Genomic DNA, 25,694 nt, shown 5'->3' on the forward strand with positions numbered 1-25,694 from the left:
GCTTTTCGGTGATACACCGAATAAAAAGCATGAATCGGAAACGCCTGTTGCCTCTCTCGCCAAATCTGCGCGGCTCACTGTTCATGGTGGTGTCGATGATCGGCTTCACGACCAATGACGCATTGGTGAAGCTGGCCACGGAGCATATGAGCTTCGGACAGGTGATGTTCGTGCGCGGCATGTTCGCGACTGTACTGATCGGACTTCTGGGCTGGTATCATAGCGCTTTCGCCAATTGGCGAGACATAATGCATCCGATAGTTGGCCTGCGCATTATCGGCGAGCTCGGCGCGACACTTTTCTTCCTCGCAGCCCTTTCCCGTCTGCCGCTGGCCAATGTTTCAGCGATCCTGCAGGCGCTGCCGCTTGCGGTGACGATGGCGGCAGCACTGTTTTTCGGTGAAACGGTCGGCTGGCGGCGATGGCTGGCGATCGCTGCGGGCTTCACCGGCGTCATGATTATCGTGCGGCCCGGTGCCGAAGGCTTCAACGTTTTCGCACTTCTGGTTCTGATATCGGTAGTCTTTTGCGCAATTCGCGATCTGGCGACAAAACGTATTCCCGATCACATTCCCTCGCTTCTGGTTTCAGCCGTGACTGCGATCATGGTGACGATAGCCGGTGCCTTCCTGATTATACCGCTGGGCGGCTGGGTGCCGATGAACACCGAAGCCGTTGGCCTCAATGCGATGGCTGCGGTACTCGTAGTCGTTGGCTATCAGTTCATCATCATGGCGATGCGGGTGGGTGAAATATCCGCGGTCGCACCGTTTCGATACACCGCGCTGCTGTGGGCGATTTTCCTCGGATACCTGATTTTCGGAGACCTTCCAGACGCGGCCATGATCATCGGCTCCATCATCATCGTCGGCTCGGGCCTCTACACGCTCTACCGCGACCGGGTCGTCGGCCGCAGCAAGGCCGCATCGGAAAGCACTGGCCCGAACATGGCGCCGGACGGGATCTGATGTCACGACGCTTTCTCAATAAAAAGACGCCGCCACACATAATGACGCTGGTTCTGGCAGCCTCGCTCAGTGCGCTGCCAATGAACATCTTCCTGCCTTCGCTGCCCGGCATGGCGAAATTCTTCGAGACGGACTACGCCACCGTGCAGTTGACGGTGTCGCTCTATCTCGTCTCGACAGCTCTGTTGCAGATATTCATCGGCCCGGCATCGGATCGCTTCGGTCGCCGACCCGTCATGCTCGCCTGCTTCGCCATCTTCCTTGGCGGCACGGTTGCAGCGGTCTATGCCCCGACGATCGAGATGTTGCTCGTCTGCCGAACATTCCAGTCATTCGCGGCAGCCGGCATGGTGCTTTCCCGCGCCGTCATTCGCGACACCACGGATGCCGTGCATTCGGCCAGCAAGATCGGCTACGTCACAATGGGCATGAGCATCGTGCCGATGATCGGCCCGGTGATCGGCGGTTTCCTCGACGAATGGTTCGGATGGCAATCGACATTCCTGCTGATGCTGGCATTCGGTCTTTTGGCGTTTCTCGTGATCTATCTCGATCTCGGAGAAACAAATCGCGCTACCTCTTCCAGCTTTTCAGAGCAGTTCAAAGCCTATCCGAAACTGCTCACATCGCGCCGTTTCTGGGGCTACACGCTGACCGCAGCTTTTACTTCCGGCGCGTTTTTCGCGTTTCTCGGCGGTGGCCCCTATGTCGCGACCGAATTGCTGGGATTAAGCCCCTCTCAATATGGATTCTACTTCGGACTCCTTTCCGTCGGCTATCTCATCGGAAACTTCTGCTCCGGCCAGCTTTCCTATCGCATAGGCATCAATCGCATGATGCTTATGGGAAACATCATAAGCAGCGTCGGCATGGTGCTTTCGATCGTGCTGTTCACGCTGGGCTACAATCACCCGCTGGCATTGTTCGGACCTGCCGCATTTACCGGCATCGGAAACGGTGTAACGCTGCCCAACGCGATCGCGGGCATTGTCAGTGTGAGGTCCGACCTTGCAGGCTCGGCTTCCGGCCTTGGCGGTGCAATGCAGATCGGCGGCGGAGCGATCCTTTCGGTGGTTGCAGGGCATCTTCTTGGCCCCGATACTGGACCTTATCCGCTGCTATGGGTCATGCTGCTTTCTTCCAGTGCAGCGTTGCTCTGCACGGCCTATGTTATGCGTGTGTCCAGAGAGGTTGGCGCGGTTCGCTAGAATATGAAGCAGGGAATTGCCGGCATCGTTTTATCGGGCGGACTTTCGTCGAGAATGGGCGGAGGCGACAAGGGCCTGTTGCAGCTTGCGGGCCGCTCGATGCTTTCGCGCGTGCTCGCACGTCTCTTGCCGCAGGTGGACACGATCGCAATCAGCGCCAACAGCCACCCTGCCCTTTTTTCATCCTTCGATTTTCCGGTGATACCGGATTTATGCGAACAGCCCGCCGCGCCGCTGGCCGGCATCCTCGCCTGCATGGAATGGGCGGCCCGCACCGGCAGCGGAAACCGCATCGCCAGCGTTGCCGTCGACACTCCGTTCTTCCCGAAGGATCTTGTCGCAGTCCTTTCACAAGAGCTGACCGGCAGTGAGAGAAAAATCGCGGTTGCCAGTTCGCGAGGCAGGCTGCATCCGGTCTTTGCGCTTTGGGACATCGATCTCAGACACGACCTCAAAACCTTCATGAACGAAGGGAAATCGCTAAGCGTTATGGCTTTTATCAAGCGTCACGGCATGGTCGAGTGCAGTTTCCCCGATCTGGGCCTGGCCGGAGAAACGATGGACCCGTTCTTCAACGTGAACACGCCGGACGATCTGGCGACAGCCGAACGATATGCAAAGGCGCTTGAGCAATGAAGCAGCGCGTATTCGGCATTACCGGATGGAAGAATTCCGGCAAAACCACGATGACAGAGCGGCTCGTGACCGAACTCACGAAGCGCGGCTGGAAAATTTCGACCGTCAAACATGCCCATCACGACTTCGATATAGACAAGGAAGGCACCGACAGTTTTCGCCACCGCGCGGCGGGCGCCAGCGAGGTCGCAATCGTCTCGGACCGGCGCTGGGCCGTCATCCACGAATTGCGCGAGGAAAACGAGCCTTCCTTGGAAGCGATACTCGCGCGATTGTCGCCCTGCGATCTCGTTCTGGTCGAAGGTTACAAACGTAACGATCACCTGAAACTGGAAGTAAGGCGCATTCAAGCCAGGGATACGGCCCCGCTTTCGGACGATGACGACAGGATCGTTGCCATCGCAGCCGACCATGAAATTTCGCAAAACCACCTGCCGTTTTTTGCCATCGACGACATTTCGGCCATCGCCGATTTCGTCGAAAAGACCACGAATCTTGCAAAACCCTAGCCTATAGTCGCATTCGGGATGTGACGTATGGTCATTTCCCGGCTTGGTTTTGCGGTTGCTTTTTCGTTTCAAACAATGGGAATATCCCTCTAGCTGCGGGACGGGAGATGTCCTCAGATGGCGCGTTCGGGTAACAGGGCGGCCGATTGAAAACAGAGAGGAACTTTAATGCGTATTTTGACACGGCTGGGGCTTGCCGGTTCGATCTTTGCTTTGGCCATGGGCGCTGCCCAGGCACAGGAAGCCACGTTGAAGATCGGAACTGAAGGCGCTTATCCCCCCTTCAACAATCTGACCGCCGATGGAAAGCTGGAAGGCTTCGACATCGACATCGCAAACGCACTCTGCGACGAAATGAAAGTGAAGTGCGAATTCATTACCCAGGATTGGGATGGCATCATCCCTGCTCTTCAGGCCAGCAAGTTCGATGCGATCATCGCATCCATGTCGATCACCGACGAACGCAAGAAGCAGGTCGATTTCACCAACAAATATTACAATACCCCGCCCGGCATCGCCGTGCCGAAGGATTCCGACATCAAGGGCGTGACCAAGGAAGACCTCGCCGGCAAGACGATCGGCGTTCAGGGCTCGACCACGCATTCGAACTATTCCGAAGCGACCTACACCGACAGCACCGTGAAGCTTTACCCGACGGCTGACGAATACAAGCTGGATATCCAGAATGGCCGTCTCGACGCAGTCAATGACGACGTCGTGGTGCTTCAGCAGTGGCTGGATTCGGCAGAAGGCGAATGCTGCAAGCTGGTCGGCACGATCGAGCCTGTCGAATCGATCCACGGTCCGGGCGCAGGCGTCGCGATCCGCAAGGGCGACACAGAACTGGCTGAAAAGTTCAATGCCGCCATCGACGCTATCCGCGCCAACGGAAAGTACAAGGAAATCAACGACAAGTACTTCAAATTCGACGTGTATGGTGGCTGATGCCAGCCCCTTCGAAGAGCTGAGAAAACGAACGGCGGGAGCGATTCCCGCCGTTCGTTTAATCGTCTTCGAGTTCCTCGGATAGCGGTCTGACCGATGGAAAAATACTGGACATTATTGAGTTTCGGTTCCGGCGGCTGGGGAGGCAGCATCGCCAATGGCGTCTTCATCACCGTGTCGCTGGCGCTTGCCACCCTGCCGCTCGGTCTGTTCGTCGGCTTTCTGGTCGCACTCGCAAAGCGCTCGGAAGACAGGACACTCCGCCTCGCCGGCAACATCTACACGACGATCTTTCGCGGCCTGCCTGAACTCCTGACGCTGTTTCTGGTATTTTACGGCGCGCAGATCGGCATACAAAAACTCGTCCAGACGATCAGCCCCGGCACCACTATCGAGATCAACAGCTTCGTCGCCGGTATGGTGGCCTTGGGCGCCGTTTTCTCCTCCTATGCCAGCGAGGTGTTTCTCTCGGCATTCCGCGCGATCCCGCACGGGCAGTATGAGGGCGGCTATTCGATCGGCCTTTCCAACGGCCAGACGATGCGCCTCGTCGTCCTGCCGCAGCTTGTGCGCATCGCCCTGCCCGGACTCTCCAATCTCTGGCTGATCCTTCTGAAAGACACCGCCCTCGTCTCGGCGATCGGCCTGTCGGACATTCTGCGGCAGACCGGAATTGCAGCGCGCGTCACGAAAGAGGCATTCCTGTTCTTCGGCACCGCCTGCCTGATCTATCTTGTGCTGGCGATCATCTCCTCCTTCGGCATTGGAATGATCGAGCGCAGTGTTAACCGTCAGGAAGTGCGCCGATGAGTATCGCGTCCGACCAGACGCATGTAGAGCGCCCGCCGGATGCCGCGCGCGGCTGGCCGCGTGATCGCATCATCGGCACCGTGCTTCTGGTCCTGTGGTCGCTTCTCGGCCTTGTGCTGGCGCTTTTCCTCATCAATGCGTGGGATCCCGAACTCTTCGCGCGTTATGCGCCGTCCTACCTTTCGGGCCTCGGCGTCACCATTACGCTGGTCGGCTGCTCCATTGTCATTGGTGCGGTGCTTTCGATCCCCATCGCCTATGCGCGTATGTCGAAAAGCAGGATTCTGGGCGCGTTCGCCTATGCCTATGTCTATTTCTTCCGTGGTACACCGCTTCTGGCGCAGACGTTCCTGATCTATTACGGCCTTGGCTCGTTTCGTCCGCAGCTTGAATCTGTCGGTCTCTGGACCTTTTTCCGCGATGCGTGGAACTGCGCCCTGTTTGCCTTCGCGTTGAACACCGCCGCCTATCAGGCCGAAATCCTGCGCGGCGCAATCCAGAGCGTCGGGCGCGGCCAATGGGAGGGTGCAGCCGCACTCGGCCTGTCGAAATATGCCACGCTGCGCAAGATCATCCTGCCGCAGGCCCTCATCGTCGCGCTGCGCCCCTATGGCAATGAAATCATCCTGATGATCAAGGGCTCGGCCATCGTTGCGATCATTACGGTCTATGATTTGATGGGCGAGACGCGGCGTGCTTATTCGCGCACCTTCGACTTCCAGACTTATCTCTGGGCGGCAATCATCTATCTGGCGCTTGTGGAGACGCTTCGGCACGGCGTCGAATGGATCGAACGCCGGATTACGCGCCATCTCAAACGCTGATTTCACTGTGCCGGTTCACCAGGAAGACGAGATAGGCTAAACCGGCTGCAAAGCAGAATGCGGATGGAGAAAAGAATGGCGAAAGTAGCGTTTCTGGGTCTTGGCGTGATGGGCTATCCAATGGCTGGCCATCTGGCGAAAAAGGGTGGCCACGATGTCACCGTCTACAACCGCACTGCCGCCAAGGCGCAGAAATGGGTTTCCGAATTCGGCGGAAGCCATGCGTCAACGCCTGCGGACGCCGCTAAAGACAAGGATTTCGTCTTCGCGTGCGTGGGAAATGACGACGATCTGCGCTCCGTGACCATTGGCGAGGATGGCGCATTCCAATCCATGAAAAAGGGCGCGATCTTCATCGACAACACGACGGCATCAGCCGAAGTCGCGCGCGAACTGTCGAAGGAAGCCCAGTCCAAGGGGTTTTCCTTCCTCGACGCACCAGTATCGGGCGGTCAGGCAGGCGCGGAAAACGGTGTGCTGACCGTCATGGCCGGCGGCGATGAAAAAGCGTTCGAGACGGCCAAGCCCGTCATCGATTCCTTCGCGCGCATGGTCGGCCATATGGGCGAATCCGGCGCAGGCCAGCTTACCAAGATGATCAACCAGATCTGCATCGCAGGTCTGGTTCAGGGCCTCGCGGAAGGCGTCCATTTCGGCAAGAAAGCCGGGCTCGACATCGAAAAAGTCATCGACGTGATTTCAAAGGGCGCCGCAGGCTCCTGGCAGATGGAAAACCGTCACAAGACGATGAATGCCAGCAAGTATGATTTCGGCTTCGCCGTCGACTGGATGCGCAAAGACCTCGAAATCTGCCTCTCCGAAGCAGACCGCAACGGCGCTTCCCTGCCCGTCACCGCCCTGGTCGATCAATTCTACAAGGATGTGCAGCGCATGGGCGGGCAACGCTGGGATACGTCCTCGCTGCTTGCGAGGTTGGAGAAGTAGTTTCGCTACGCCAAATTCGCGTCAGGCTGTAACAACGATCGAGATCAACGAGAAATTGGGCCTTTGCGTTTGTCCCGCCCCGAATTTCCTCTGACTATTTTCCTACTCTGCGTTCTAGCCATGGTCTCTATGCTGGTATTGGGATCGCGTGGCCTTAATCTTGAATTCGAGAACGGCCCAACGCTCGGCATGACCTTTGGTTTTCTCGCCTCTTTGATCGCCTTGAGAGTTCGGAATCGATGTATTGCCGGACTGGTCGTTAGTTTGGTTATCGCCGCTGCAATACTGGCCGGCCCCATGGTCGGTTTCATGCTGCTTTTCGGTTTATTTACCGGGTTCGGTGGCTTGTTTGCTCTAGCTGGTACTTGGGGCGAACCGGGAATGGAGGGGGTAGGCATCCATTCGATTGCGCTGCTTGGCATAGCGGCAGCGGCGGCCCTTTGCTTCGTCAGTCAGGCTTGGGCTGTTCTACGAGCCCGCGATGTCTGGAGACAGCACCGATAACATCCAGGACACCGTTTGCAGCCTGACCCACGAAAGTTTTACGCCGCGTTGGAATTCGATTCCTTGTCCAGCGTCATGTAATCGAGCGGCAATTCCGTCGTGTATTTGATCTGCTCCATGGCGAATGAAGACGAAACATCGCGGATTTCGATCTTGGCAATGAGGCGCTTGTAGAACGCATCGTAAGCCGCAATATCCGGAACGACCACGCGCAGAAGATAATCGACATCGCCGCTCATGCGATAGAATTCAATGACTTCCGGGAATTCCTGAATGACTTCCGAGAAGCGGCGCAGCCATTCGTGGCTGTGCGAATTCGTGCGGATCGAGACGAACACCGTCACGCGCGCATTGATCTTGACCGGATCGAGAACGGCTACGCGGCGGCGAATGACGCCCTCTTCCTCAAGCTTCTGAATACGGCGCCAGCACGGCGTCGTCGAAAGGCCCACCTTCTTTGCAACATCGGCCACAGCCAGCGTTGCATCCTCCTGAAGCAGGCGAAGGATCTTGCGGTCCAGACGATCCATGATGTTCTCCGTTAGAAAAGTTTCGCTATTGTCACGCAAATATGGGGGTTTTCAAGAAAGAAATTCTTCGAAAACCCACTTAACAGGGTAACAATTTCTTCTAATTCGGATCGATACGTTTGTGGATTTCCGCTTTCAGGAAAGGGAGCAAATCTGTTTCGAACCACGGATTCTTTTTGATCCATCCCGTATTGCGCCATGAAGGATGCGGCAGCGGGAGGATCATCGGCCCGTTTGTGACTGCCTCTGCATATCCGCGCCACCCCATTACGGTTTCGGTCAGGCTCTTTGCGCGCAAACGGCCGAGATGCCAGGCCTGCGCGTAAATCCCGATCGTCAGGACCAGATTGATCTGCGGCATGGACTCCATAAGGCGCTCGCGCCAGGCGGGTGCGCATTCCCTGCGTGGCGGCAAATCCCCGCCCTTGGAATCCTGCCCCGGAAAACAGAACCCCATAGGTGCGATGGCAAACAGATCGGAATCGTAAAACTGCTCTCGCGAGACGCCGAGCCAATCGCGCAAGCGGTCGCCCGACGCATCATTGAAGGGTATGCCGGTCGCGTGAACCTTCGTTCCAGGCGCCTGCCCTGCAATCAATATTCGGGCTGTATTTGAAGCAACGACGACCGGGCGCGGCTCATGCGGCAAGGGTTTGCCGACCGGGCGCTCGACGCAGATGCGGCAAGCGCGTATTTCGCCGGCGACCGCCTCAGGCAGAAGCACTTGGCCGCGCCGAGACATCACCGTGCCACCGCCGAAGGTTTACGAGATCGGCAGGCATTTCGATCCGGGAAGGCTTCATGAAATCGACCGTGATCATGCATGTAATGTCGGCAATCGAGTAATTCTGCCCGGCAATGAATGGGCGCCCGGCAAGCTCCCCATCGAGAAAACGAATGAATTCCACGGCCTTTGGCTTGTTGACCTCGCCCCATTCGGGAACCTGCGGAGTTTCCCACTCCTTCATCGCCGGATGCAGATGCCGGAACGCCTGCTGAACCGCATACATAAAGGATAGCTCGACCCGTCTCTGCCACATCTCGACCAACGCTTTTTCGAGCGCTGTTCGTCCAAACAAAGCCGGTTCGGGATGCAATTCTTCGAAATAGCGGCAAATCGCGACAGTTTCGGTAATGACCGTGCCGTCATCCAGTTCGAGAACGGGAAGCCGCTTCAACGGGTTCAGCGCGCCGACCGCATCGCTCTTATGTTCCATTTTTCCCATATCGACAGGCACGAGCGGAACCTCGATGCCTTTTTCCGCGAGAAACACGCGTACACGACGCGGATTGGGCGCGCGGCCCCCGTCATAAAGCTTCATTCCGATTTTCTCCTCACCTGAAAATAGAGCCAAACTCACGAAATACGAAAAATTTCACGAAGCCAGTTCCACAGGCTTCCGAGATAATCATGCGTGCTATCGATCATTTCACCATGGTTGACACGCCAATCGCGCGGCCGGTCGAATGTGCCGGCCCAAAGCCCGACACCGGCCTCTCTGGCCGCCGCCTCCTCGCGCCGGTAATCGCCGTATGAGATAGCCCAGCCTGCCGCGACCAATGCACCATTGAGATCGACATCGCCGGATTTGCAGACGGCGAGAAGCCGGTCGTATTTGTCCTTTTCCCAGCCGCTGCAGGATATTGGCTTACCGCCGATGAGACGCACAAGCGCTGTTCGCGATTGTTTTCCGCATTCGTAGTTCTGGCCGTTTCGCTGGCAGATTTGAGTGTATTCGGGCGCATCGATGCCGCGCAGCCGTATTCGCTGTTCGCCAAGCGTGATCGTATCGCCATCATTGACCACCGCGATGCCTTTTTGCTCGCGCGTTTCCACCTGATCCAGCCGTGCCACAACGAGAAGGAGCAGGCCGAGAATGGCGAATGCAAGCCCGTAATCCAGGATTTTGCGCACCGTCGAAACCCTTCGCCTGGCATACCGTCGTCTGTAGGGAGCCGGACGCGGATTTCTCCTCATATGGCAAACGATCTCTTAAAGTTTGGCGGTTAGGCTTGAGAGGAAGTTGCGACTAGACGTTCGAATTGAATTAGTGGATGCGGTTTCAAGGCGAAAGCACGACTGACAAGATTATTGTGGACCGCAGAAAACCGCATCGCAATACCGATGTGGCGCGCGCGGTGCGCAAAACGCGTGAGCGCTTGTCGCAGCAATCCGGCAATGTCGTATTCGACCGTGAAATGCTCACGCTGCACGCGCATGCGATGCTGGGCAGCGCTGCGGTCATTCCATTCCTTGTGCTTCTGGTCGCAATAGCCGCAATTTTCACCGGCATCGGCGGCCATATGCTGATCTGGGCCTGTGTGACGATTGCCTGTTACGCCACCCTCCTTGTGACCGCGCGGCGTATCGAAAAAACACCGACCGGAAAAATCAACATTGGCAAAACACGGCGCGCATTCTTCATCGCGCATCTGATCAGCGGGCTGGGCTGGGCCTATTTCGCCGCTCTGGAATGCACCCAATGCGGCATTTCGCAATTCCCGATCATAAAGGCCCTGGCGTTGCTGATGGCGATTGCGGCGACCGCGATCATCACGTCCTCATTGCAGGGTGCATTGGTCGCGACTTTCGCCATTCCGGTTTTGACCTATGGCATAGTCGGCAGCGGCGAATGGACCTCGACCGAAGCGATAATGACGGGATTGCTGGCCGCTTCACTGCCATTCTTCACCTATGTCGCCAGCCATCTGAACAAATCCTCCATCATGCTGCTGTCGTTTAGAAGCGAAAAGGAAGGGCTGATCGTCGAACTCGAAACGGCCAAATCCATGTCGGACGAGGCAAGACGGCGCGCCGAAGAGGCAAATCTGGCAAAATCACGCTTTCTGGCCTCGATGAGCCACGAATTGCGTACGCCCTTGAATGCCATTCTCGGCTTTTCCGAAGTCATGTCAAAAGAGGTTCTCGGACCGATCCGCAACGAGACATACCGCGAATATTCGCGCGACATCCATGATTCCGGCCAGCATCTGCTCGAACTCATCAACGAGATACTCGACCTGTCGCGCATCGAGGCGGGCCGCTACGAGCTTCAGGACGAGCCGGTCTACCTTCTGCAGATCGTGGAGGAATGCTGCCATCTGATGGAGTTGAAGGCCCGGCACCGGAACATTCGCATCATCCAGAATTTCGAAAGCGTTCTGCCCCGCCTGCTGGCCGATCAGCGCGCGGTGCGGCAGATCGCGCTCAATCTGCTGTCGAACGCGATAAAATTCACAGGAAGCGGCGGCGAAATACTCGTCCGCGTCGGCTGGACTGCGGGTGGCGGGCAGTATCTTTCGATCAAGGACAACGGGCCGGGCATCCCTGAAGACGAAATCCCGGTCGTGCTTTCGGCATTCGGTCAGGGTTCCATCGCCATCAAAAGCGCAGAACAAGGCACCGGGCTTGGCCTGCCGATCGTCCAGAACCTGCTTTCGCTGCACGATGGCGAATTCGAACTGCATTCGAAGCTTCGCGAAGGCACCGAGGCGATCGCAATATTCCCGGTCAGCCGCGTTATGGAAGAATTGCCCGCCCTGCCCGTCGATAAGGTTGCGCTGTACGCTTAATCAGACCGCCTTCGCCATACCTGAGCTGCAAAGGGCCGCAGCTTTCACAAGTCCTGCGGCAAGCCCTGCCCCTACACCTTCTGCATGGCTCATGCCGAGATCGAGCACCGGATTGAGGCCAAGTTTCGCGACGAGCTTGGCATGACCCGGTTCAGGCGAGACTTGCGCCAACAGGCAATGGTCGAGCGCGCTGGGGTTCATCGCATAAAGAACAGCCGCCGATGCGGTTGCCGCGAAACCGTCGATGATGACCGGAATTTTCTCCATGCGCGCAGCGATGATTGCGCCCGCAATCGCCGCAAACTCACGCCCGCCGACGCGCCGCAGCACTTCCAGCGGGTCTTTCAGATTGCCCGCATGAAACGCCAGCGCCTCATCGACGGCTGCGGCTTTAGCGGCAATCATCTGCGCATTTGCGCCGGAACCGGGACCGACCCAATCCGCGCCCGTACCGCCAAACAGCGCAGCGGAAATCACCGCCGCGATGGTGGAGTTTCCAACGCCGAGATCACCGATGCACAAAAGGTCTGTGCCATCCGCAATCGCTTCCATGCCGAAGGCGATGGTTGCCGCGCATCCGCGCTCGTCGAGCGCCGCGTCGCGCGTAATATCTTCCGTCGGAAGATGAAGCGCCAGATCGAAGGCTTTCAGGCCGAGATCATAGGCAAGGCAAATCTGGTTGATCGCCGCCCCGCCCGCAGCCGTCATTTCGACTTCCTGCGCCGTGGCGCTTTGCGTGCGCGGCGAAATCTTATGCGAGGTGGCGACGCCGTGATTGCCCGCAAAGATCGCCAGCAGCGGACGGTTGATTGCAGGCGGCGCACGCCCACTCCAAGTCGCAAGCCAGGCTGCAATGTTTTCGATGCGTCCCAGCGAATGGGCAGGTTTCTGCGCCTTCGCGAACAATGTGCGCACGCGTGCGTCGGCCTGTTCGTCGCCATCCGGAAGCTGGTTCAGAAGATTTCTGAAATCATCGAAGGGAAGCATATTCATCATGTCGTTAAAGCCTGCCGCAAAGGTCGTTTCGCAGCGGCATAAACGCGATAGGCTCATGGCACAATGGGCTGGCATCAAATCCGCGTGGGGCGGGCAAGCCTAGGCTTGCAATGCCACGCAGCTTGTCCCATCTGGAAAAGGTGAACGGAAAGGACCATGACGGCAATCGAATCGCCCTGCATTCTCGTCTGCTCGATGGACATGAAAACCGGCTATTGCTTCGGTTGCGGGCGCACGCGAGAAGAGATCGGCGGCTGGATCGGCATGACGCCGGAAACGCGCCGCAACGTCATGGCAGAACTGCCTGCGCGACTGGAAACGATGGAACGCAGGCCACGCCGCGAAACGCGGCGAACGCGCATGGCGCGAGAGCGGGGCACTGCCCTTTGAGAACGGGGGCACATCGATGAGCCGGCTTTACTGGATCGTCCTCGCCGTGATGGGCGTCGGGCTGATTTTCCTCTTCGTGAACAATGACAGCGGCGAAACATTCGGCATCGAAAACGATATGTTCGGGCGCACGCTCTATCTCGGCATATTCGGCGCGGTCGTGGCGGCAGGCATATTGGGCTCAGGCCACCGCTTCGGTGATGTCGCGCGCAATCTGGCATTCTGGGCGCTTATTATTCTGGTGCTGGTCGCTGGCTATCAGTACCGCTACGAGTTGCAGGACGTCGCGAGCCGCGTCACGGTCGGCCTTGTGCCTGGCAGCCCGCTATCGCTGACGGACAGCGATGGCCGCACCACCGTTACGCTCGAAAAACTGTCCAACGGCCATTTCGGCACGCGCATGGTCGTCAATGGAACCCAGGTCAACGCGATGGTCGATACGGGCGCGACCAGCACGGTTCTCAGCCGCGCCGATGCGATACGCGTTGGCTTCGACCCGGCCGATCTGAATTTCAACATCCCCATTTCCACCGCCAATGGCATCGCGCAGGCAGCCCGCGCAACAGCCACGGAGCTGAGCGTCGGCAACATCACGCGCCGGAATGTGCCTTTGCTGGTTGCCAATGACGGCATGCTTCAGGAAAGCCTTCTGGGCATGAATTTCATCGGCACGCTGTCGGGCTTCGACGTGCGCGGCGACCGGATGATATTGAGGGATTAAGCCGCGCGGCTACCTTCGGACAGATCGACTGCCTCGAATGCCTGCCGGAGAACTTCCGGGCCGGCACCCGGACGCGCGGCATCCGTGGACAAAATCTGGCGATAGCGCCGCGCACCCGGCAATCCGTGAAACAGCCCGACCATATGCCGCGTGACATGCGGCAGGCGCCCGCCATTCGCAATGTGGCGCGCGGCATAGTCGGCCATCGTGTCGATTAAGGCGCTCCAGTCGGCATCGCGCTTTTCGTCACCATAGAATGCGGCATCGACCTCGGCGAGAATTGCGGGCGTTTGATAGGCCACGCGTCCGAGCATCACCCCATCGACATGGACAAGATGCGCCGATGCCTCGTCCAATGTCTGAATGCCGCCATTGATACCTATGAATCGATTCTGGTTTTCGGATTTGAGCCGATAAACGCGGTCGTAATCCAGAGGCGGAATATCGCGGTTTTCCTTCGGGCTCAGCCCTTGCAGCCATGCCTTGCGCGCATGAACCCACAGCGCATCGGCACCAGCCGAAAACACGGCTTGGGACAGCGTATCGAGCGCGATCTGCGTGTCCTGCTCGTCCACGCCGATGCGGCATTTCACCGTCACAGGAACCGAAACCACTTCCTTCATCGCAGCAACGCAATTGGCGACAACATCCGGCATCTTCATCAAGCAGGCGCCGAACGTACCCGATTGCACGCGATCCGACGGACAGCCGACATTCAGATTGATTTCGCCATAGCCGAAGCCCGCGCCGATGCGCGCCGCCTCCGCCAGCTTGGCAGGGTCCGAGCCGCCTAATTGCAGGGCTACGGGATGTTCAACGGCGTCGAAGCCAAGCAACCGATCGCGCGGGCCATGAATAATCGCATCCGCAACCACCATCTCCGTATAGAGCAAAGCGCGCGCGCTTAGCTGCCGATGGAAGAAGCGGCAATGCCGGTCAGTCCAGTCGATCATAGGTGCGACGGCGAATTTTGATTCGTAAGCGCTCACGGTTCGGCCAATTGCTTGAAAGGCGGTTATTTAGCGATGACCGCCTTTTAAGTCAAAGTCTGGCTTTTGGGGCGAGGTAGATTGTGCGTCCTTCGAGGCTCGCTTCACTCGCACCTCAGGATGAGGGAGGTGAAGCCAATTCAGAGCGAGAAAGGCCGGCTGGAACCGAATTTCGAGCCCCAGTGATCTCATATCCAATCGCGACATCCCTCATCCTGAGGTGCGAACGTAGTGAGCCTCGAAGGACGCACAACCCAACAAACACCTCAGCCGTTCGCCGCAGTCACTGCCCTCTTCGCCATAACCACAACCAGATTTGCGCGATACTCCGACGAGGCGTGCATGTCGCTCATCAAAGCCCCGGACGGCACCGTCACGCCCTCAAGTGCAGCGGCATTGAACGACTTCGCCAATGCTGCCTCGATTTCCTTCGAGCGGAACACGCCATCGTCGCCTGCACCTGTCACACCGACTTTCACGCCATCCTTGCCCTGCACCACGAAAACGCCCGTCATGGCGTAACGCGAAGCCGGATTGCGGAATTTGTCGTAGCCGGATTTTGCAGGGACGGTGAAGGAAACGCCGGTTACGATTTCGCCGTCCTTCAGCGCGGTCTCAAAAAGCCCGGTGAAGAATTTCTCTGCCGCGAGCTCACGCTTGTTGGTCACGATGGTCGCGCCGAGCGCCAGAAGTGCTGCCGGGTAATCCGCCGCCGGATCGTTGTTGGCAACGGAGCCGCCGATCGTGCCCTTGTAGCGCACATGCGGATCGCCGATATGTCCGGCGAGATAGGCAAAGGCCGGAAACGCCTTTTTCAGTTTCTCGTCGTTTGCGATCTCATAATGCGTGGTTCCGGCTCCGATCGTGACCGTCTTTCCCGAAATCTTGACGCCCTTGAGCTCTTTGATGTGCCCGAGATCGACCAGATCGGAAGGGGCTGCGAGCCGCGTCTTCATGGCCGGAATGAGCGTCATCCCGCCCGACAGGAACTTCGCATCACCCTGCTTCGCCAGTTTGACTGCATCGGCAACCGATGTGGCGCGGTGATAATTGACCGAGTACATATCGCGTCTCCTTCAATTCTTGACCGACCGGCACGCCGCCCACACCTTTTGCGGCGTGGCGGGCATGGTCAGTTCGTTGGTTCCGATAGCGTCCGTGATTGCGTTGATGACGGCGGGCGGTGATCCGATCGCACCTGCCTCGCCGCAGCCCTTGATGCCGAGCGGGTTGGATGGGCTCGGCGTGACGCTGGTCGATATCTGGAACGACGGCAGATCTTCGGCGCGCGGCATGGTGTAATCCATATAGCTCGCAGTCAGAAGCTGCCCCGTATCGGGATCGTAGAACGCGCCTTCCAGCAGCGCCTGGCCGATACCCTGCGCAACACCGCCATGCACCTGCCCCTCGACGATCATCGGATTGATGATGTTGCCGAAATCATCTGCTGCAACGAATTGCACGATGCTGGTGTGGCCGGTTTCCGGATCGACCTCGACCTCGCAGATGTAGCAGCCTGCGGGGAAGGTGAAGTTGGCAGGATCGTAGAATGCGCCTTCCTTCAGACCCGGCTCCATTCCCGCCGGAAGATTGTGCGCAGTGTAGGCGGCCAGCGCCATCTGGAACCACGGAACTGTCTTATCGGTGCCCGCGACTTTCAGCGTGCCGTTTTCGATGACGATATCTTTTTCGTCGGCTTCGAGAACATGCGCGGCGATTTTTTTCGCCTTGGCCTCGACCTTGTCGAGCGCCTTCACGATGGCGCTCATGCCGACCGCACCGGAGCGCGATCCGTAGGTTCCCATGCCCATCTGCACCTTGTCGGTATCGCCATGAATGATGGAAATCTGCTCCATCGGCAGACCGAAACGGCCCGAGACAAGCTGGGCGAACGTGGTTTCGTGGCCCTGCCCGTGGCTGTGCGAACCGGTCAGAACTTCGATCGTGCCGACTGCATTGACCCGCACCTCGGCAGATTCCCAAAGGCCGACGCCTGCGCCCAGCGAGCCAACAGCAGCGGACGGTGCGATGCCGCACGCTTCGATGTAACAGCTCATGCCGATGCCGCGCAGCTTGCCGGCTTTCTTCGCCTTGGTTCGACGCTTTTCAAAGCCTGCATAGTCGGAGGCTTTAAGCGCTGCATCGAGCGACACCGCAAAATCGCCCGCGTCGTAGCACATGATGACCGGTGTCTGATGCGGGAAGGATTTGATGAAATTCTTGCGCCGGAGTTCGGCAGGCGAAACGCCGAATTCGCGCGCCGCCGTCTCCATCAGGCGCTCCATCACGAAGGTCGCTTCCGGCCGTCCTGCACCGCGATATGCGTCGACCGGCGCAGTATTGGTATAGATCGCCTTCACATTGGCGTGGATGGCTGGAATGTCATACTGCCCGGAAAGCAGCGTGGCATAGAGATAGGTCGGCGTCGCGGATGAAAACAGCGACATATATGCGCCGAGATTGGCCTTGGTCTGAACCTTGAGGCCGATGATCTTGTGGTTCTTGTCGAAAGCCATTTCCGCATGCGTATCGTGATCACGGCCATGCGCATCCGTCAGGAAGCTTTCCGTGCGATCGCCGACCCATTTGACCGGCACGCCGGTCTTCTTCGACGCCCACAGGCAGACGATCTCTTCCGGGTAGATGTAGATTTTTGAGCCGAAGCCGCCGCCGACATCTGGCGCAATGACACGCAGCTTGTTTTCCGGCGCGACATTGTAGAACGCGCTCATCACCAGACGCGCGACATGCGGGTTCTGGCTGGTGGTCCAGCAGGTGTAATGGTCCTCGGCCTTGTCGTAATGGCCAAGTGCGGCGCGTGGCTCCATCGCGTTGGGAACCAGCCGGTTGTTCACAATGTCGAGCTTCACGACATGGGCGGCTTTCGAGAAAGCCTTGTCGGTTGCGGCTTCGTCGCCCAGGTCCCAGTCGAAAATCAGATTGTTGTCGGCTTCGGGATGAATCTGCGGCGCGCCCTTTTTCACCGCATCGACGGCGCTGGTGACGGCCTTGCGCTCCTTATAGGTGATCTCGACAGCCTCGGCGGCGTCGCGCGCCTGGCCTTTCGTATCGGCCACGACGATTGCCACCGCATCGCCCACATAGCGCACCCGGTCCACCGCCAGCGGCGACCATGCGCCCATCTTCATCGGTGAGCCGTCCTTGGAATGGACCATCCATCCGCAGATCAAATTGCCGATGCCGTCAGCCTTCAACTGCTTGCCGCTCAGAACATCGATGACGCCCGGCATCGCAAGTGCGGCCTTCACGTCGATCTTCTTGATGTCTGCGTGGGCATAGGGCGAGCGCACGAAAAAAGCGTGTTTCATACCCGGCACGACCATGTCGTCGACATAGCGTCCGGCGCCGGTGATGAATCTTTTGTCTTCCTTGCGCACTACACTTGCGCCGATGCCTTCAATGCCCATTGCAGAAACTCCTCCACGAATTTCCAGAAGCGAAAGTTTTAGCGAATAGCGAATAGCGAATAGCGAATAGAAAAAACCGACCAGAGCAGCGGCGAATACGAACCCCCTATTCGCTATTCGCTACTCCCTATTCGCTCTCTTCTCACGCGGCCTTCTTCGTCTTGCCAGCAATTTTGCCCTTGCTCTTCGACATCGTCTTGGACGCAGCAAGAACGGCTTTCACGATGTTGTGATAGCCGGTGCAGCGGCAGATGTTTCCGTCGAGCTCGGCGCGAACCGTCTTTTCATCCAGCCCTTCCGGGTGGCGGTTGATGATATCGGTCGCCGCCATGATCATGCCTGGCGTACAGAAGCCGCATTGTAGACCGTGATGTTCCTTGAATGCCGCCTGCACCGGATGCAGATCGGTGCCATTGGCCAGACCTTCGATCGTGACGACCGTCGAGCCGGACGCTTGCACGGCCAGCATGGTGCAGGATTTTACCGCCTGTCCGTTCACATGAACGACGCAAGCCCCGCACTGGGACGTGTCGCAGCCGACATGCGTACCGGTAAGTCCGAGATTTTCTCGTAGAAATTGCACCAGCAGCGTGCGGTCCTCGACCGAGCCACTGACTTTGCGTCCATTCACGACAAGCGATACGTCCGACATGAAACCTCCCTTTTCGCGTCAGGCCGTCCGGGTCATCGGTCAATATCGAAGCGACCATTCCGAACGCGACCACCGGGATAATGCCGTCGAGTTTTGCCGGTGTATAGTGTCCTTTTGGTTGGATCATCCGAAAGGCCATGTTGCGACAGGCCGAATGCCGCTCGCCACGAACGCGGTCAGGCTTCCTTGCATCGCTTCTTTCGGTCTTCGTAGATCATGATGAGCGTGTCGGCGACGAGCGCCGGTTTTTCCACGCCCTCGATCTCGATCGTGTTGGAGGCCTTCATCATATACTGGCCGGGGCCGACCTCATCGAGTTCGGTAAGCGTAGCACGCAACCTCACCCGTGCGCCGACTATGACCGGTGTTACGAAGCGCACACGGTCCAGCCCGTAGTTGAATGCCGCCTTGGTGTTCTCCGGCAAAACATCGAGTTCAAGCGCCAGCGCCGGAACCAGCGACAGCGTGAGACAACCATGTGCGATCGGCGCCCTGAACGGGCTTTCCTTCTTCGTCCGCTCGATGTCGACGTGAATCCACTGGTGATCTTCGGTGCATTCGGCAAACCGGTCGATGCGCTCCTGATCGACAGTCAGCCAGCGAGACACACCAAGTTCCTGCCCGACCTTGGCTTTTAGCCCTTCGAATGTAAGACCCGGATCGGCCATGCGCATGATCTCCGAAAATAATGGAATACGGGGAAACGGATCACGAAATATTCACCCCGGTTACAATGGTCTAACCCGGTCTTGCGCCATGAGGCAACCTTGGCCGATTTCGGTAGAGCGACCCAGCCCCGCAAGCGCCAATGTCAGATCGAATTCAGCCACGATGTTGCGGATGACCTCGCGAACGCCTGCCTCTCCCGCAATCGTCAGCCCATAAACGTAAGGCCGTCCGATCAGCACCGCTTTCGCACCGAGCGCCAGCGCCTTGAAAACATCGCTGCCGCCACGAACTCCCGAATCCAGCAGCACCGGCATGTCGCCCGCCGCAGCAACGATCGACGGCAGCATGTCGAGCGTGGCTGCCTCTCCATCCACCTGACGTCCGCCATGGTTTGAAACGACGATGCCATCGACGCCGTGCGAATGCGCCAGCTTCGCATCGTCCGGGTGCCTTATACCTTTCAGCAGTATCGGCAGCTTGGTCATCGTTCGAAGCCGCTCAATGTCCGTCCAGTTCAGATCGGGCCGCGAATAGGTCGCGGTGAAATGGGCAACCGCTGCGCGCATCTGATTCAGCGACAGGCCGAATTGACGCCCCTTGCGCATCAGGCTGAGAATGGTCGCAGGCAATGCCAGACCGCTGGGGCGAAAGCCCGTCTCGGGCGGGCTTTCCGGAATGCTTTTGCGAAACACCGGATCGCTCAGATATTGCGCCAAGCCCAAACCGCGCAGAAACGGCAGATAGGCACAATCGAGATCGCGCGGCCGCCAGCCAAGCAGCGTCGTATCGAGCGTCACGACGATCGCCTCGCAGCCAGTTTTTTCGGCGCGGCTCACGAGCGATTGTACGAAGGCGTCGTCGCTGCTCCAGTAAAGCTGGAACCAGCGCGGCGCTTCACGCATCGCCTGCGCGCAATCTTCCATCCGAACGGAAGCCTGATTGGAGAAGATGTAGCCGATGCCCTCCGCATTTGCCGCACGCGCAACAGCAAGGTCGGCATCGCGATGAACCATTTCCAGAACACCAACCGGCGCCAGAAGAAGGGGCGCCTTATGCGTGCGCCCGAAAAGCGAGATGGAAAGATCGCGCTTCTCGACGCTTTGCAGAACGCGCGGAACGATGCGGTGACTGTCGAAAGCCGCACGGTTTGCGCGCATTGTGGCTTCCGAGCCAGCGCCGCCAGCGATATAGGCGGCGGCCTGGACGCTCATCAGGCGCACGGCCTTGCGCTCCAGCGCTTCCACTGACACCGGCACGGCGGGCCGCTTCCCGCCGGCGCCTGTCACATAGATTTCCGTTTGCCGCAGCCTGCCGGGCGATGCGTTCCCTGCACGATCCGCCATGAATTACTTCTGCGCTTCGTAGGAAGCGCGTATTTCCTGCATCATGTCCTTTATGCGCTCGCGCAAAACCTCGACGGATTCGGTGCCGGACTTCTTGGCAATTTCACCGACTTCGCTTGTGTTCTCAACCGCCCGTTCGAAAGAGCGCCGCGCGAAATCCACCTGCCTGTTCATCGCTTCCTGCGGCGATCCGGCAGACCTTAGATTTTCAGCCATGGCGGTAATCTCCCGCATGGTTTCCTGCAGCATGTCGCGCTGCTTTGCCATGATCGACTGTGCACCCGAAGCTGAAGCGGTAGCGGATTTCTGCAGGGCTTCGAAGTTTTTCCGGTGATGGTCGAGGATTGCCTGCACATCCATGCCCGGCATCTTCAAATCCTTGCCGAACTTGGTGAACAGGCTTGTGAACGGGTCCGCGTCGGGCTTTTTCGCCATATTCTGTCTCCTCCTTGACCTTGAAGAGACTAGTGCGCTGGCCCTTCGGGTCAATTACGAAAAAGCAGGAGTTCCGAGCAATAAAGCACCAGACCGGCAATGCCACCGATCATCATGCCGTTGAAACGGATATACTGCAGATCCCTGCCTATATTCGTTTCGATGAGGCGGGTGAGCTGGCCGAGATCCCAGCGTTTGACCTGATCGGCAATAAACGAGGAAACGCCGCTCTTCTGGTTTTCCACGAAGGCCGAGAGCGCGACAACAAATCCCTGGTTCATATCGGCGCGCACGCGCGGATCGGCGGCAAGCTGGCGTCCGACCTCCACGAACATCGTCGCGAGATGTTCGGAAATCTTTGATTTCGGCGACGCAAGATCGGCTTCGATGAACTGCCGGATGCCATCCCATGCGCTTTGGCCGAGATTGGCCAATTCCGGCCTTTTCAGGAAATTGCGCTTTATCGTTTCGGCACGGCGCGCATAGGCAGGCGAATTGCGCAGATCGTCGATGAAATGATGCACGAATTTATCGAATTCGCCGCGAATCGGATGGTTTTTGTCGGCCCTCACCTCATCAAGCAAAGTGCCCGCGGAAGATACGACCTTTTTGAGCAGATAGGCGTCAGCCCGAAACAGATTGAACACGGAAGGCAGTTCGTCGTGGATTTTTCCGCGAATCGCCGCCAGCGAATCTTCGTCCTTGAGAAGATTTCCGACAACCCGCATGAATTCGTCGAAAAGCTTCTGATGCTGGCGGTCGTCGGTGAAGGCGGACAGAATTTCGGCGGCCAGCGGCGCTACCTTCACTTTTTCGACCTGTTCGACCAGTCGCTCGCCGACAAAGCCGCGCAGACCCGAATTCTCGATTGCGGAAAGCATGCGGGGTGCAAGCTTTCCGATGAAACGCGACAATCCGGCTGCCCGATGCTGATCGGAAAGCCAATCCGCCACCAATGCAGCGAAATCGACTTCCTTCAACTTCTCACGGACCGGACCAGCAGCCAGAAAGTTCGTTTCGATGAAACGGCCGAGATTGTCGGCAATGCGGTTCTGATTCGAAGGAATGATCGCCGTATGCGGGATGGGAAGCCCGAGCGGACGCTTGAACAGCGCGACCACCGCGTACCAATCGGCCAACCCGCCAATGGTCGCCGCCTCGGCAAAGGCTGCGACGAAACCGAGCCACGGCCAACGGCCTTCCAGACTTTTTGCGGTCAGGAACACTGCAAGGCAAAGGACCAAAGATGCGGTGGCCACGAATTTTGTCCGCCGCAAAGCATTTCGTTTGGCTTCATCGTCGCCAAGCACGGTTACTTTGCTTTCAGCAGATGACATCGGCGATCCTGTCTCATGCGGTCTTATCGCAACAAAAAGCCCGCCTGAAGCGGGCTCTATGGAGACTTAAGCCGTTGCAGGCATTTTTCAATTGCTGGTCTGCGGCACCTTGGCGATGCCGCTTGCCAGATCGGAAGCAACGAGACTGAATGGAGCATAGCCTTCGAGCGCTGCTCTCAGATCGATCACACCCACCGTTTCCTCGGCACCGAATGTCAGCGAAGCCTTGAAGCGGCGCGCCAGGCTTTTCATGGCCCGGTTGTTCGAGTGCGTGGTGACATGCAGCTTCGTATAGCCGAAGCCAAGTGCGGTTCCGATCAGCCGTTCGAACAGCTTGCCGCCAAGACCGCGATTCTGCATCTCGCGCTCGACGCTGAAGGCGATTTCAGCGGTTGGCTCGATTTCATGCGGCTGTTCGTGCAGTTCGGCAGCACCAAGCAGCTTTCCGTCGCGCTCGAAACCGATAACGGTCGCGCCTTGCGAAAAGCAGCGTTCGGCGTACTGTTTCAGAAAATCGTCCTTGCTTACCGCGTTGAAACGGTCACGCCTGCTTTCAGCGTCGAGTCGCAGGAGATGATCCCGGAATCGCGGCAGATCGGACGGACGAAGCTGCCGTATAATGCCTGTTTCGTGATAGGGCGGATGGTGCATGTTGCACTCCTCGGTATCCTCCCAGAACGTCGATGCGCCCTATATTGTGCGCCGCAACATGTTTTACAAGCGCGCGGATCGCATGGCTAATCTGCAGAATTTGCATCCCATTCAATAAAAGGTGATGATTGCAGTCACATTTTTGGAATTTTTCTGGAATAATTCTAATCTATAGGCCATATTTGGTCGATTAGAGCATCGGGCCGAAAAGTGGTCGCCGGTTTTCGGAATATTTCGGTGCTCCATCCAGAGCGTATCGCAGAGGAATGACCATGCGCCTGACGCGCCAGACAAACTACGCAATGCGGATACTCATGTACTGCGCCGTCAATGACGGCCGGCTGAGCCGCGTTCCTGAAATCGCCGCCGCCTACACGGTGTCCGAATTGTTTTTGTTCAAGATCCTTCAGCCATTGGTCGAGCACGGCCTCGTTGAAACCGTTCGCGGCCGCAATGGCGGTGTCCGGCTTGGACGCGCTGCAAGCACGATCACCCTTTTCGATGTCGTGCGTGTGACTGAAGAAAACTTTGCAATGGCAGAGTGCTTCGAAAACGACGCCACCGAATGCCCGCTGGTCGATAGCTGCGCGCTGAATTCGGCACTTCGCGAAGCCCTGAATGCGTTTTTCGCGGTTCTCGCAAGCCATTCCATCGCCGATCTGGTCAAGGAACGCGCGGATATCGGCTCGCTTCTGGGCATAAATTTCGAAGAACGCCGCGCACCCGCGGCGTAGGTCCTAATTCAATGCCGTTTGTGGCAACACGAACGGCATATTGTCCGTAGGCATCTGCCCTACCCTCAAGCGGCACTCGAAAACATTCTCGATCAGCGCGTCGGTCAGCACGTCTTGCGGCGTGCCTGATGCGGCCAGCCGCCCCTTGTGCATGACGAAAATCTCGTCGGCGAACATCGCGGTCAGGTTCAGATCATGAAGAATCGCCACCACGCCGCCGCCGCTACGCGCAAAATCGCGCGCGATTTCCATAATGATAAGCTGGTGCTTGATGTCGAGGCTGGAAACCGGCTCGTCCAGAAACAGATAACGCGGCTGGCCTTCAAGAACCGGCGACCATACCTGACAGAGAACCCGCGCAAGCTGAACGCGCTGCTGCTCGCCGCCCGAAAGCTCCTGATAGAATCGCCCGGCGAACCCTTCGAGATCGACACGCTGAAGCGCCAGATCGGGCAGGCCGGCTTCCTGTCCCGGCAAAACGCCGGAACGGCCATGCATGAGCCCAAGCTTGACGATTTCGCGTACGGTGAAGGGAAACGACAAAGCCGTCGATTGCGGCAACACCGCCCGGCAGGTAGCGGACTGCCACGGCTTCATCGAAGCCATGTCCTGCCCGTTCAGCGAAATATACCCCTCATAAGGAAGGTCGCCCGAAAGCGCGCGCAGGAATGTCGTCTTGCCCGACCCGTTCGGGCCGACGATTGCCGCGAATTTCCCCGGCCGAACTGCGAAATCCACCTCGCTGACGATGCGTTTTTTGCCGATTGAGACGGATATATCGAGTGCTTCGATCATTTTTCCCGCCTCAAAGGTCCAAAAGGCCGCGTTTGCGCAGCAGAATCCAGAGGAAGAATGGACCGCCGACGGCTGCCGTGATGATGCCTATAGGCAATTCGGCAGGGGCAACGATCGTTCGGCTGACCGCATCCGCCAGAAGCAGAAGGCAAGCACCAAGAAGTGCTGACGCAGGCAGAAGATAGCGATTATCCGGCCCGATCAGCAACCGCAGAAGATGCGGCACGACGATGCCGACAAAGCCGATACCGCCGCTGACGGCAACGGATGCGCCAGTTGCAGCCGCAACAGTTACAATTGCAACATTCTTGAAACGCTGGACCGGAACGCCGAGATGGTGGGCCGCAGCCTCACCGAGCGCCAGCGCATTCAGCCCTCTTGCGAGAAAAGGTGCAGCCAGTAGCGCAATGACGATGATAGGGCCGGACGCCGCGATCTTCAGCCATGTTGCGCCGGCGAGAGAGCCGAGCCCCCAGAATGTCAGGTCGCGCAATTGCCGGTCATCCGCCAGATAGACAAGGATGCCGGAAAACGCGCCCGCCATAGCGCCTAGCGCAATACCGGCCAGCAGCATCGTTGCGATGGATGTCTGGCCGCGTCTGGTCGCGACGCGATAGAGAATAAGCGTCGTGACGAGCCCGCCGCCGAAGGCTGCGAATGGCAGCGTATAAATCCCGAAAATTGCCAGAACCGGGCCAAGCACCGTGCCGCCCAGCACGATGACGACGATTGCGCCGAGGCCCGCACCGGCGGAAACACCGACCAGACCAGGGTCTGCCAGCGGGTTGCGAAACAGCCCCTGCATGACCGCCCCCGAAACCGCCAGCGATGCGCCAATAAGCACGCCAAGCACCACGCGGGGCAGCCTTATGTCGTAGATGATGATCTTGTCGCGAACCGAAAGCACGTCGACATCCGATCCGAAAATCCAGTCACGAAGCACCAGAGACAAGGACGCATCCGATGCGCCGGACGCGAGACTGATGAACACAGTCACGGCGAGTGCTGCGCAAAGAAGGATGATGGTGAGTTTCGCGCGCGCCGAGCGGTCGCCCTCGACCGCCGGTCTGCGCGCTCTGCCGAACATGCCGGCCATTGCTTC

29 protein-coding genes are annotated in these 25,694 nt (G+C 58.2%); 13 read left to right on the top strand and 16 right to left on the bottom strand.

What is annotated here, in order from left to right:
- The first annotated feature begins 47 nt into the window (after positions 1–47).
- The 9 genes from ABFT80_RS10535 (at position 48) to ABFT80_RS10575 (ending at position 7,349) form a co-directional block, all read left to right on the top strand.
- A complete protein-coding gene (locus ABFT80_RS10535) occupies positions 48–968 on the top strand; it encodes a DMT family transporter (protein WP_347972204.1) in 921 nt (306 codons plus the stop codon).
- Positions 968–2,176, top strand: a complete 1,209-nt coding sequence (locus tag ABFT80_RS10540) for a multidrug effflux MFS transporter (protein ID WP_347971868.1) — start codon at positions 968–970, stop codon at positions 2,174–2,176. Before ABFT80_RS10535 ends, ABFT80_RS10540 begins: the two co-directional genes overlap by 1 nt.
- A 3-nt stretch (positions 2,177–2,179) precedes the next feature.
- Complete coding sequence (gene mobA, locus ABFT80_RS10545) at positions 2,180–2,812, top strand: molybdenum cofactor guanylyltransferase MobA (RefSeq protein ID WP_347971869.1); 633 nt, start codon at positions 2,180–2,182, stop codon at positions 2,810–2,812.
- Complete coding sequence (mobB, locus tag ABFT80_RS10550; protein ID WP_347971870.1) at positions 2,809–3,321, top strand: molybdopterin-guanine dinucleotide biosynthesis protein B; 513 nt, start codon at positions 2,809–2,811, stop codon at positions 3,319–3,321. The genes mobA and mobB overlap by 4 nt, the downstream gene beginning before the upstream one ends.
- A gap of 168 nt (positions 3,322–3,489) precedes the next feature.
- Positions 3,490–4,266: an ABC transporter substrate-binding protein gene (locus ABFT80_RS10555; RefSeq protein ID WP_347971871.1), complete on the top strand. Its 777-nt coding sequence runs from the start codon at positions 3,490–3,492 to the stop codon at positions 4,264–4,266.
- A gap of 96 nt (positions 4,267–4,362) precedes the next feature.
- Complete coding sequence (locus ABFT80_RS10560; RefSeq protein WP_347971872.1) at positions 4,363–5,076, top strand: ABC transporter permease; 714 nt, start codon at positions 4,363–4,365, stop codon at positions 5,074–5,076.
- Positions 5,073–5,900: an ABC transporter permease gene (locus ABFT80_RS10565; protein ID WP_347971873.1), complete on the top strand. Its 828-nt coding sequence runs from the start codon at positions 5,073–5,075 to the stop codon at positions 5,898–5,900. Before ABFT80_RS10560 ends, ABFT80_RS10565 begins: the two co-directional genes overlap by 4 nt.
- A 75-nt stretch (positions 5,901–5,975) precedes the next feature.
- Entirely contained in the window at positions 5,976–6,845 is an 870-nt protein-coding gene (locus tag ABFT80_RS10570; RefSeq protein WP_347971874.1) for an NAD(P)-dependent oxidoreductase, read from the top strand.
- A 120-nt stretch (positions 6,846–6,965) separates the two neighbouring features.
- A complete protein-coding gene (locus tag ABFT80_RS10575; protein WP_347971875.1) occupies positions 6,966–7,349 on the top strand; it encodes a hypothetical protein in 384 nt (127 codons plus the stop codon).
- 38 nt (positions 7,350–7,387) lie between these two features.
- Here ABFT80_RS10575 and ABFT80_RS10580 read toward each other — a convergent pair whose 3' ends face one another.
- The 4 genes from ABFT80_RS10580 to ABFT80_RS10595 form a co-directional block, all read right to left on the bottom strand.
- The gene (locus tag ABFT80_RS10580) at positions 7,388–7,879 is read right to left on the bottom strand and encodes an Lrp/AsnC family transcriptional regulator (RefSeq protein ID WP_347971876.1); all 492 of its coding nucleotides are present in this window, start codon (positions 7,877–7,879) and stop codon (positions 7,388–7,390) included.
- A 100-nt stretch (positions 7,880–7,979) separates the two neighbouring features.
- Positions 7,980–8,621, bottom strand: coding sequence for a uracil-DNA glycosylase family protein (locus ABFT80_RS10585; protein WP_347971877.1), 642 nt, complete (start codon positions 8,619–8,621; stop codon positions 7,980–7,982).
- Positions 8,590–9,201 carry a glutathione S-transferase family protein gene (locus ABFT80_RS10590; protein WP_347971878.1) on the bottom strand — a complete coding sequence of 204 codons (612 nt, stop codon included), beginning with the start codon at positions 9,199–9,201 and terminating at the stop codon, positions 8,590–8,592. Before ABFT80_RS10590 ends, ABFT80_RS10585 begins: the two co-directional genes overlap by 32 nt.
- 35 nt (positions 9,202–9,236) lie before the next feature.
- Positions 9,237–9,794 carry a thermonuclease family protein gene (locus tag ABFT80_RS10595; RefSeq protein ID WP_347971879.1) on the bottom strand — a complete coding sequence of 186 codons (558 nt, stop codon included), beginning with the start codon at positions 9,792–9,794 and terminating at the stop codon, positions 9,237–9,239.
- A 140-nt stretch (positions 9,795–9,934) separates the two neighbouring features.
- Here ABFT80_RS10595 and ABFT80_RS10600 point away from each other — a divergent pair, with 140 nt between their 5' ends.
- Positions 9,935–11,452, top strand: coding sequence for a sensor histidine kinase (locus tag ABFT80_RS10600; protein WP_347971880.1), 1,518 nt, complete (start codon positions 9,935–9,937; stop codon positions 11,450–11,452).
- Here the strand turns inward: ABFT80_RS10600 and ABFT80_RS10605 are convergent, their stop codons facing one another.
- Complete coding sequence (locus ABFT80_RS10605; RefSeq protein ID WP_347971881.1) at positions 11,453–12,448, bottom strand: nicotinate-nucleotide--dimethylbenzimidazole phosphoribosyltransferase; 996 nt, start codon at positions 12,446–12,448, stop codon at positions 11,453–11,455. It abuts the gene before it with no gap.
- A gap of 156 nt (positions 12,449–12,604) precedes the next feature.
- Between ABFT80_RS10605 and ABFT80_RS10610 the strand changes: the two genes are divergently transcribed.
- Positions 12,605–12,838, top strand: a complete 234-nt coding sequence (locus tag ABFT80_RS10610) for a DUF1289 domain-containing protein (RefSeq protein ID WP_347971882.1) — start codon at positions 12,605–12,607, stop codon at positions 12,836–12,838.
- Positions 12,839–12,854: 16 nt separating this feature from the next.
- A complete protein-coding gene (locus ABFT80_RS10615; RefSeq protein WP_347971883.1) occupies positions 12,855–13,559 on the top strand; it encodes a TIGR02281 family clan AA aspartic protease in 705 nt (234 codons plus the stop codon).
- Here ABFT80_RS10615 and dusA read toward each other — a convergent pair.
- The 9 genes from dusA to ABFT80_RS10660 all read right to left on the bottom strand — a co-directional run bounded on the left by dusA (position 13,556) and on the right by ABFT80_RS10660 (position 23,063).
- Positions 13,556–14,548 (bottom strand): tRNA dihydrouridine(20/20a) synthase DusA, encoded by a 993-nt coding sequence (gene dusA / locus ABFT80_RS10620; protein ID WP_347971884.1) that lies wholly within the window; start codon positions 14,546–14,548, stop codon positions 13,556–13,558. The two genes, ABFT80_RS10615 and dusA, sit on opposite strands and share 4 nt — an antisense overlap.
- Before the next feature lie 266 nt (positions 14,549–14,814).
- On the bottom strand, positions 14,815–15,612 hold the full coding sequence (locus ABFT80_RS10625) for an FAD binding domain-containing protein (protein WP_347971885.1): 798 nt from the start codon (positions 15,610–15,612) through the stop codon (positions 14,815–14,817).
- Positions 15,613–15,624: 12 nt separating this feature from the next.
- The gene (locus ABFT80_RS10630; protein ID WP_347971886.1) at positions 15,625–17,976 is read right to left on the bottom strand and encodes a xanthine dehydrogenase family protein molybdopterin-binding subunit; all 2,352 of its coding nucleotides are present in this window, start codon (positions 17,974–17,976) and stop codon (positions 15,625–15,627) included.
- Between the two features lie 142 nt (positions 17,977–18,118).
- On the bottom strand, positions 18,119–18,628 hold the full coding sequence (locus tag ABFT80_RS10635; protein WP_347971887.1) for a (2Fe-2S)-binding protein: 510 nt from the start codon (positions 18,626–18,628) through the stop codon (positions 18,119–18,121).
- Between the two features lie 176 nt (positions 18,629–18,804).
- The gene (locus ABFT80_RS10640) at positions 18,805–19,296 is read right to left on the bottom strand and encodes a MaoC family dehydratase (protein ID WP_347971888.1); all 492 of its coding nucleotides are present in this window, start codon (positions 19,294–19,296) and stop codon (positions 18,805–18,807) included.
- A 60-nt stretch (positions 19,297–19,356) separates the two neighbouring features.
- Positions 19,357–20,640: an alpha-hydroxy-acid oxidizing protein gene (locus ABFT80_RS10645; RefSeq protein ID WP_347971889.1), complete on the bottom strand. Its 1,284-nt coding sequence runs from the start codon at positions 20,638–20,640 to the stop codon at positions 19,357–19,359.
- Positions 20,641–20,643: 3 nt separating this feature from the next.
- Entirely contained in the window at positions 20,644–21,075 is a 432-nt protein-coding gene (locus ABFT80_RS10650; protein ID WP_347971890.1) for a phasin family protein, read from the bottom strand.
- A gap of 50 nt (positions 21,076–21,125) precedes the next feature.
- Positions 21,126–22,412 (bottom strand): DUF445 domain-containing protein, encoded by a 1,287-nt coding sequence (locus tag ABFT80_RS10655; RefSeq protein WP_347971891.1) that lies wholly within the window; start codon positions 22,410–22,412, stop codon positions 21,126–21,128.
- Between the two features lie 87 nt (positions 22,413–22,499).
- The gene (locus tag ABFT80_RS10660; protein WP_347971892.1) at positions 22,500–23,063 is read right to left on the bottom strand and encodes a GNAT family N-acetyltransferase; all 564 of its coding nucleotides are present in this window, start codon (positions 23,061–23,063) and stop codon (positions 22,500–22,502) included.
- 272 nt (positions 23,064–23,335) lie between these two features.
- Here ABFT80_RS10660 and rirA point away from each other — a divergent pair, with 272 nt between their 5' ends.
- A complete protein-coding gene (gene rirA, locus ABFT80_RS10665) occupies positions 23,336–23,797 on the top strand; it encodes an iron-responsive transcriptional regulator RirA (RefSeq protein WP_347971893.1) in 462 nt (153 codons plus the stop codon).
- 3 nt (positions 23,798–23,800) lie between these two features.
- On the opposite strand, the gene ABFT80_RS10670 is transcribed toward rirA, so the two are convergent.
- Positions 23,801–24,592 carry a heme ABC transporter ATP-binding protein gene (locus tag ABFT80_RS10670; protein WP_347971894.1) on the bottom strand — a complete coding sequence of 264 codons (792 nt, stop codon included), beginning with the start codon at positions 24,590–24,592 and terminating at the stop codon, positions 23,801–23,803.
- Positions 24,593–24,602: 10 nt separating this feature from the next.
- On the bottom strand, positions 24,603–25,688 hold the full coding sequence (locus ABFT80_RS10675) for a FecCD family ABC transporter permease (RefSeq protein ID WP_347972205.1): 1,086 nt from the start codon (positions 25,686–25,688) through the stop codon (positions 24,603–24,605).
- Positions 25,689–25,694: the final 6 nt, after the last annotated feature.

It is taken from the genome of Foliimonas ilicis, from assembly GCF_039939195.1.
Taxonomy (GTDB): Bacteria; Pseudomonadota; Alphaproteobacteria; order Rhizobiales; family Rhizobiaceae; genus Foliimonas; species Foliimonas ilicis.